Consider the following 6,289-nt stretch of genomic DNA (forward strand, 5'->3'; position numbering starts at 1 on the left):
GCAACGAGCAGGATGCAATCGCTGCAGCCCCGGGCAGCAGCGTATGGCTTCGCCGTGCAAGCTACCCGTCTTGTTCAGCGTCAATGTATCAGCGAAGTCTGCTGGCAGAAATTGTGGAATGGATCACCTGGCCAGCAGAGGGGCCTGCAGAACTGATAGAGTTTTGGCACCTCTGCCTTCCCATTGCCCATGACCAAGCCCAAAGCCGGGATCCTCTACAACGACGCCAAACCCGCCGCCAAACGCAGCAGCGAAACCCTAGCCCGCTGGTTTCAGGAGCAGGGCTGGGAAGTCTGTGTGGCCCCCAACTGGGGCGGTATCCTCGGTTATGCCAAGCCCGACAGCCCCATCTGCCTGACCAAAGTAGATAGCCTGGCCCCGGCTGGATTTGATCAAACCATGAAGTTTGCGGTGGTGTTGGGGGGAGATGGCACCGTCTTGGCAGCAGCACGGCAACTGGCCCCCAAAGGGATCCCCTTGTTGGCGGTGAATACGGGCCATCTGGGCTTTCTGACGGAGACCTACCTTCCTCACCTAGAAGAGGCAGCCAGTGCCGCCATTGCCGGGGAATACACCCTGGATCGCCGCAGCATGTTGCTGGTGCAAGCCTACCGAGGGCAAGAATTGCGCTGGGAGGTCTTGAGCTTAAACGAGATGGTGTTGCACCGCGAGCCTTTGACCAGCATGTGCCACTTCGAGATCACCATCGGGGATCACTCACCTCTGGATGTGGCTGCCGACGGAGTCATCTTGGCTACTCCCACCGGCTCGACGGCCTATGCCCTCTCGGCGGGTGGGCCGGTGATCACACCGGGGGTGCCGGTTTTGCAGCTGATTCCCATCTGCCCCCATTCCATGGCGTCGCGGGCCTTGGTCTTCCCCGATTCGGAGGAGGTATGGATTAGCCCCGTTACCCCTCAGCCACTGGTTTTGGTGGTAGATGGAAATGCCGGCTGCTACATCATGCCGGAAGACCAGATTCGGGTGGTACGTGCCCCCTATTGGACAGATTTGATGCGCCTGCGCCGACCGGAATTTTTCCGGGTTATGCGAGAGAAGTTGGGGTGGGGACTGCCCCACGCTTCCAAGCCCACGTCGGTGGAGTTGCCTTAACTTTGCCGAGGCAGGACAAGCCATAGCTGCAAAATGGCCAATGCCCTTAACAACTCCACCCCTCTGTCGCTATGATGGTTAGGCTCGGAAGCGGATGTGGCGGAATTGGTATACGCGCACGTTTGAGGGGCGTGTGGCTTTGCCTTGCGAGTTCGAGTCTCGCCATCCGCATTACGCAATTAGTACGCGTTATTCATTAGTCCCTCTCCCAGAGAGGGAGAGGGGAAGCTGGCTTCGGCCTTTGGCACTATTCCCGAACGGCACCCTGCAGGCGTGCGCCCCAGGTGCGAGCAAAGCGCAGGTCAGCCCCAACCAGGTTGGCGTCGCGTAGATCGGCCCCCCGCAAGTCGGCGCCGTACAGGGATGCAGAAGAGAGATCGGCCCCCCGCAGGTTGGCCCCCCGCAAGTCTGCCCCCTCCAGGTAAGCGCCACTCAGGTTGGCTCCCCCCAATTGAGCCCGCCGCAAATTGGCCCCCACCAGGTAAGACTGGCTGAGATCGGCGCCCGTCAAGATGGTGCGCTCCAGATTGGCCTCGATGAGATCGGAACCGCTGAAATTGGCCTCCGCCAAATCCAGATTGCTCAGCTCAATGGATCCCAGGCGGCAGTTGGGACAGGTGCGGGAAGCCATGAGGTAGCGCATAAAACAAGAGTTGTAGGTTGTGGCTGCGGCAGAGGAAGCCAAGGCTGCCGTGGCCAGTAGTGCCCAAATGGCGGGAACTTTGAGATTGAGGTTCATGGTTACCAAGCCTCACAATTTTGAAGGTTTACGTGAAGGGACACAGCAGAGGGGGATGGTTCTGCGCTGGTCACATGATAGTGGCATCTTCTGGCTTCGGCCACTCCGCAGGTCTGTCTGGCCCACCTGATAGCAGGCTCTCTCAGGGCGGGATGACGTTTGGAGTCCTATCGTCCCGAAGCTGCCGGGCCGTTGCCAACACTGGGAAGGGGTGGATCTTTGAGCAGCGGCTGCACCCAATGCCAAGACAGTTGCCCCAACCCCACCAAAACCCCGAGTATTGCCGAGGAAGTCAGGACGCGATCCCAGCGGATTTCCCGCCAGCCGGCAGGGCTGGTTGTTGGCCTTCTTGGGTTGAGTTTCTCGGCAACAGGAAGCGGGCGATGGCGCAAAAAGTGCCCACAGCGACGACAGCGATAATCGGAGTTGGAGTTGAGCCAGTAGCAAGCTGGGCAGCGAAGCATGGGAAGGCCAGGGATCCCATCCTGAAGCGGTGGTGCAACCAGTTACAGTACGCCGTCATGATGATAGTATCGAAGACTTCCAGGGTCAGCCTGAGGGGATCAATTCTGCTCAGATCTCTCTGGATTGTGGGCAAGATTTGGGGCATCTTCGGGAGAGACACTTACTACAGGATCCCTGTCTGGGCGAGAAGCCCCTTTCAGAATCGGTGAGCATTGATCAGCGCCCTATGCAGATCTACTTAGAAAACATCTGTAAGCGCTATGGCCGCCGTGAGGTGGTGAGCGACGTTAGCCTGAACATTCAGCAGGGGGAAATCGTGGGGCTCCTGGGCCCCAATGGGGCGGGGAAAACCACCACGTTCTACATCATGACTGGCCTGATCCAGCCCAACCGCGGCCATGTCTGGTTGGATGACCAAGACATCACCCACCTGCCCATGCATCGTCGTGCCCAATTGGGGATCGGCTACCTGGCCCAGGAGCCGAGTATTTTTCGTCGCCTCAGCATTCAAGACAACCTGCTGCTGATCATGGAGCAAACAGGGGTGCCCCGTCGCCTTTGGCAGCAGCGGCTCAACCAACTGCTGGAGGAGTTTCGCATCGCCCATGTCGCCCACAGCTTGGGCCTACAGGTATCAGGGGGGGAGCGTCGCCGAGCGGAGATCGCCCGTGCCTTGGCTGCTGGGATCCACGGGCCGAAATTTCTGCTTCTGGATGAACCTTTTGCGGGGGTGGATCCCATCGCGGTGGCGGATATTCAGGAGGTGGTGGCCAAGCTCAAGCAACGGGGCATCGGCGTGTTGATTACCGACCACAACGTGCGGGAGACTCTGGAGATCACCGATCGCGCCTATATCCTCAACGACGGGGCAATCCTGGCCAAAGGCACTTCTGCTGAGCTGGCGGCGGATCCCTTGGTGCGCAAGTATTACCTGGGGGAGAAGTTCCGTCTCTAGGGCAGCTCCAGGTCACCTCCAGGAGTACAGAGCTCGCAGGCGTTGGCTTTTCTTGTGCTGGTGGGTCTGCATCCGAGCCAGCAGCTTGTCCAGGAGGGCAACCGCCTCCAGCAGGTAGGGGCCCTTGTTGAGCATCACACATTCGGCGCGGGCAGACATCACCGCATCGGAAAGCTCAGGCCGCGAGGGCAAGCCCTCCTTGGTGAGCTGATCCAGCACCTGGGTAGCCCAGACCACCGGCACCTGGGCTGCCTCGCAGATCCACAGCAGTTCCTCCTGGATCTCGCCCAAGCGCAGCCAACCGATCTCCACGGCCAGATCGCCGCGGGCAATCATCACCCCCAGGGGCCGGCAGCCGGCAACGGTCGCGATCAAGGCCGGCAGGTTTTTCACCGCCCGCTGCGTTTCCATCTTGAGGATCAAGCCCAGATCGGGGCGAGCCTGCCGCCGCTCCAGCTCAGAAACCAGCAACTGCAAGTCCGCGGGCTGCTGGACGAAGGAATAGCCCACCAAGTCGGCATGCCGCACCACAAAGTCCAGGTCTTGGCAGTCTTTGTCGGTAAGGGAACGGATCTGGAGCTGACTGTCAGGAAAATTGAGGCCTTTTTCTGCTCGCAACTTCTTGCCCTGAGGGGCAACTTTGTCCACCTCCAGCACCACGCCTGCCGGCTCGATCCTTACCACGCGGGCGCCGATTTTGCCGTCGTCGATCCAAACACTTGCCCCTACCTGCAGGTGCGCCAAAACCTCCGGCAGGCTGCAGGTCACCTGGCAGGAGATATCGGCGCTGGCCTCAGGAACCTTCGCGGTGAGCAGGATGCGATCCCCGCGGTACACCTTGGTTTTGCCGGGGGGCATGGCCACTGGGCCGGTGCGGATCTTGGGGCCAGCCAGGTCCAGCAAAATCTTGCAACGCCGTTGGGTCTGGGCTTCGGCCTGGCGCAAGTGGGCCACCATTTTCTCCCACACCGAGGGCTCGTCGTGGGCGCAGTTGATGCGGGCCACGTTCATGCCCCGCTCCAACAACTGCAGCAACAGCTCCGGCTGCTCGGCGGCTTCGCTGGGCAGGGTCACCATGATGCGCGCGCGGCGATGGGGAGAAGGGGGGCCAAACAGCGCCTCGGCGTGCTGCTCTAGTGCCGTATCCCCGGCGTAAAACTCTTCATAGCTGGGTGCCGTATGGGTCAAACCCTGGGTGGCTGCCAAAATAGCAATCACCGCATCCAGGCTCTCCAGAACCCGCGACTCACAGCGCCCCAGCGAGGACAGCCCCGCAGCCGCCAGCTCCAGTTGCAAGCTGCGCAGATCCTGTTGGCGCAGCGCCAGGTAGCGCGCCAGGTTGTGGATGGCCGCAGGAGGGCTCGTAAGGCAGCCCCAAGCGGCCAAGTATTTCTGGGATCCCTCTACAACCTGCTGCCGCAGCTCCAGGAGCCGCTCCAGCAAACTTCTAAGATTGCAGGAGGGGGAAGAGGAGGAAACCATGTCGAAAGTCTTCCCAAGACAAACCCGGCCCAATTCTATGCCTGAGCTTACTTGGGGTCGATCATAGGCGGGTTAGGTTGAGAAAGGAAGGCGATAGCCTTTCATTGCCCAGTGTTCCGGTCTAGAGTCGTTAACAGCCTTCGGCTGTCCTGCCTACTACTTCCTTGGGTTGCGTGAAACTTCATTCTCTCCCTCCTGCCCGTTCCCGCGAGCGGCCTGACCACAGGCTCTCCCTCGTTTGCGCGGTGGGCCTGATGGATCGCTATGTCCTCTCGGAGATGCTGCTGCCGTTTCTCTTTGGGGTGGGAGCTTTCACAACCTTGGTGATGGCGGTGGGATCCCTGTTTGAGCTGGTGCGCCTGGTGGTGGAAGCGGGTCTGTCGCTTTCGGCGGCGTTACAGGTGTTTGTGTTGCGGGCGCCGGGGATCATTGTCCTGACGTTCCCGATGTCCATGTTGCTGGCGACGTTGCTGGCCTACGGGCGCTTGTCTGCCGATAGCGAAATCACAGCCCTGCGCGGATGCGGGGTGAGCCTTTACCGCCTCATGGTGCCTGCCCTCGTCCTCAGCTTGCTGGTGACGACGTTAACGTTTCTGTTCAATGAGCTGGTGGTGCCGGTGAGCAATCGCCAAGCGGCCACGACTTTGAATCGAGCTTTAAATCGGGATCCGGACTTCCGGCGGGAGAATATCCTCTACCAAGAATTTGGCGAGATCCTCATGCCTGAGCCAGACGGCACCTTTTCCCGGCGACAAGGGCTAACCCGTCAGTTCTACGCCCGCAGCTTCGATGGAAAGCAAATGCGCGGCATTATCGTCCTGGATTTTTCCAACGAGGCGCTCAACCAAATTCTGCTGGCCCAGCGGGGGCGCTGGGATCCCCAAGAGAATCTTTGGGTGTTTGAGGATGGCACCAACTACATCGTTTCTCCGGATGGCACCTACAGCAACATTGCCACCTTCAGCCGGCAGGAGTTGCGTCTGCCTCGCGCGCCGCTGGAGCTGGCTCAGGAGATTCGCAGCCCTGAGGAAATGAACATTCGGGAGCTGAAGCATTACATCGAGGTGATCGCCAGTTCTGGAGATCTGCAACGGGTGCGCCGTCTGCAGGTCAGCCTCAACCAGAAGTATGCCATTCCCTTTGCGTGTCTGGCGTTTACCCTGATTGGGGTGCCTTTGGGGCTGCGCCCGCAGCGCACCGGTTCCTCTTTGGGGTTGGGCATCAGTGTGCTGATTATCTTTGCCTTCTATGTGCTGCTGTTCATCACCCAGGCGCTGGGACAAATTGGGACGCTGGGGCCAGCAATGGCGGCTTGGTTGCCCAACTTGATCTGTGCCGCCGTAGGGCTGGGGTTGCTTTACCGAGCCAATCAGTAGCTGCTGGGCACCGTTTCTCCAGATGTAGGATAAAACTGCCCAATGGATTCTCGTATTCTGGAGAGCTCCCCCATGGAAGTTCAAGCTTGGATGAATTGGATGTTTGGCGGATTAGCCCTGCTGATCTTGGGGGGAGCATGACTCTAGTCAATAATAAGC

General features: G+C 59.7%; 6 protein-coding genes and 1 tRNA gene. 4 read left to right on the forward strand and 3 right to left on the reverse strand.

All coding sequences use genetic code 11. The features are described from left to right. Positions 1-189 precede the first annotated feature (189 nt). Positions 190-1,113, forward strand: coding sequence for an NAD(+) kinase (locus NW815_RS07375; protein WP_011433945.1), 924 nt, complete (start codon positions 190-192; stop codon positions 1,111-1,113). Between the two features lie 90 nt (positions 1,114-1,203). Next, positions 1,204-1,284, forward strand: a tRNA-Leu gene (locus tag NW815_RS07380). A gap of 76 nt (positions 1,285-1,360) precedes the next feature. On the opposite strand, the gene NW815_RS07385 is transcribed toward NW815_RS07380, so the two are convergent. Next, positions 1,361-1,852 (reverse strand): pentapeptide repeat-containing protein, encoded by a 492-nt coding sequence (locus NW815_RS07385; RefSeq protein ID WP_041436730.1) that lies wholly within the window; start codon positions 1,850-1,852, stop codon positions 1,361-1,363. 167 nt (positions 1,853-2,019) lie between these two features. Continuing rightward, complete coding sequence (locus tag NW815_RS07390) at positions 2,020-2,316, reverse strand: hypothetical protein (protein ID WP_011433947.1); 297 nt, start codon at positions 2,314-2,316, stop codon at positions 2,020-2,022. A gap of 227 nt (positions 2,317-2,543) precedes the next feature. Between NW815_RS07390 and lptB the strand changes: the two genes are divergently transcribed. Continuing rightward, positions 2,544-3,272, forward strand: a complete 729-nt coding sequence (lptB, locus tag NW815_RS07395) for an LPS export ABC transporter ATP-binding protein (RefSeq protein ID WP_414344406.1) — start codon at positions 2,544-2,546, stop codon at positions 3,270-3,272. Positions 3,273-3,284: 12 nt separating this feature from the next. On the opposite strand, the gene NW815_RS07400 is transcribed toward lptB, so the two are convergent. Next, the gene (locus NW815_RS07400; protein WP_414389883.1) at positions 3,285-4,754 is read right to left on the reverse strand and encodes a pyruvate kinase; all 1,470 of its coding nucleotides are present in this window, start codon (positions 4,752-4,754) and stop codon (positions 3,285-3,287) included. Positions 4,755-5,008: 254 nt separating this feature from the next. Here NW815_RS07400 and NW815_RS07405 point away from each other — a divergent pair, with 254 nt between their 5' ends. Next, a complete protein-coding gene (locus tag NW815_RS07405; RefSeq protein WP_414389885.1) occupies positions 5,009-6,130 on the forward strand; it encodes an LptF/LptG family permease in 1,122 nt (373 codons plus the stop codon). Positions 6,131-6,289 lie beyond the last annotated feature (159 nt).

The organism is Synechococcus sp. R6-7, from assembly GCF_047461695.1.
Taxonomy (GTDB): Bacteria; Cyanobacteriota; Cyanobacteriia; order Thermostichales; family Thermostichaceae; genus Thermostichus.

Coding starts and splice junctions, on each gene's coding strand:
- NW815_RS07375 (WP_011433945.1), top strand. CDS start 190: ATGACCAAGCCCAAAGCCGGGATCCTCTACAACGACGCCAAACCCGCC.
- NW815_RS07385 (WP_041436730.1), bottom strand. CDS start 1,852: ATGAACCTCAATCTCAAAGTTCCCGCCATTTGGGCACTACTGGCCACG.
- NW815_RS07390 (WP_011433947.1), bottom strand. CDS start 2,316: ATGCTTCGCTGCCCAGCTTGCTACTGGCTCAACTCCAACTCCGATTAT.
- lptB (WP_414344406.1), top strand. CDS start 2,544: ATGCAGATCTACTTAGAAAACATCTGTAAGCGCTATGGCCGCCGTGAG.
- NW815_RS07400 (WP_414389883.1), bottom strand. CDS start 4,754: ATGGTTTCCTCCTCTTCCCCCTCCTGCAATCTTAGAAGTTTGCTGGAG.
- NW815_RS07405 (WP_414389885.1), top strand. CDS start 5,009: ATGGATCGCTATGTCCTCTCGGAGATGCTGCTGCCGTTTCTCTTTGGG.